Below are 1,336 nucleotides of genomic sequence, written 5' to 3'. Positions count from 1 at the left end.
CTACAAAAAGGCAGACAAGGAGCATGTCGCCATCCCTAATCTCCTTGACCGCCAGTTTGCTGTGACGGCTCCCAATCAAGTGTGGTGTGGCGATGTGACCTATGTGTGGACAGGAAAACGATGGGCTTACCTTGCCGTTGTTCTGGACTTGTTTGCACGTAAACCGGTGGGGTGGGCGATGTCATTTTCGCCCGATAGTGCGCTAACAAGCAAGGCACTAACCATGGCCTTTGAGGCGCGAGGAAGGCCCAAAGACCTAATGTTCCATAGTGACCAAGGAAGCCACTATACCAGCCGCCGCTTCCGCCAACAGCTCTGGCGTTATCAGATTAAGCAGAGCATGAGTCGACGAGGAAACTGCTGGGACAACAGCCCGATGGAGCGCTTCTTTAGAAGCTTAAAAACAGAATGGATACCGATAACCGGCTATCGGGATATCGGGATATCGGTGAGGCTAAGAGTGAAATTTCGCGATATGTGACGGGGTATTACAGTCAGCTGAGACCACATCAATATAACGGTGGGCTGACACCCAATGAGTCAGAGCGAAGATATTGGCTTGAATACAAAACCGTGGCCAATTTTAGTTGACCACTACAGCAGTGACAATGATGAGGTAGATAAAACGTATGAACAGATGCCTTTGTGGATAACTGTGTGCGTAATTGGTGTAAAGGATGTGCTTATATCAGGTATAAAAAATAAGTTCATTTTTATTGAAAAAAGCCCTTGCACAAAAGATTTGGCTCCCTATAATGCGCTCCCACTGACACGGCAAACGGCGCTACTTAGCGAAGCGAGTAGGCAAGCTGGTCGAGTCAAGGTAACAAGCGGTTCAAGTTTTTAAGCCGGTGGTTACAGTGCGATAGTACAGTAATTAACCGCTTGAAAGTTTTTTTTGAAAAAAGCGCTTGACGCCGACAGGGAGGGGCGTAGAATACGCAGCCCTAGCCCGCTGGACTCCAGTATGAGGCGAACGTTCTTTAACAAGATAAAACAAGAAATCTGTGTGGACACTCACAGGTATTGAGTTAATCRAAAACGATTTAAATCTCAATGCAATTCTTTACTAGAGATAGTGAGAGTYCATAGCAATATGTACAAACATCCTTAGATTCTTCCGAGTCTAAGTGATGAATCAGAATTCATTGAGTCGCTTCCTTTTGAATAAAGAGTGGAGCAGAAAAACTTTTAATTGAAGAGTTTGATCATGGCTCAGATTGAACGCTGGCGGCAGGCCTAACACATGCAAGTCGAGCGGTAACATTTCAAAAGCTTGCTTTTGAAGATGACGAGCGGCGGACGGGTGAGTAATGCCTAGGGAACTGCCCAGTCG

The 1,336-nt window shown here is 46.3% G+C and carries 1 protein-coding gene, 1 rRNA gene and 1 pseudogene; all 3 read left to right on the top strand.

The window, feature by feature from the left end; all coding sequences use genetic code 11:
• Positions 1 to 591 (top strand): annotated as a pseudogene (locus L1D47_RS20695) (IS3 family transposase); the annotation flags it as partial.
• Positions 536 to 847 carry a hypothetical protein gene (locus tag L1D47_RS20690; RefSeq protein ID WP_239886623.1) on the top strand — a complete coding sequence of 104 codons (312 nt, stop codon included), beginning with the start codon at positions 536 to 538 and terminating at the stop codon, positions 845 to 847. The pseudogene L1D47_RS20695 and the gene L1D47_RS20690, both read left to right, overlap by 56 nt.
• A 345-nt stretch (positions 848 to 1,192) precedes the next feature.
• A 16S ribosomal RNA gene (locus L1D47_RS20685) occupies positions 1,193 to 1,336 on the top strand; the annotation flags it as partial.

This window comes from Shewanella sp. Isolate7 (assembly GCF_022398425.1).
Taxonomy (GTDB): Bacteria; Pseudomonadota; Gammaproteobacteria; order Enterobacterales; family Shewanellaceae; genus Shewanella.
This window is presented reverse-complemented; position numbering and strand designations above follow the sequence as displayed.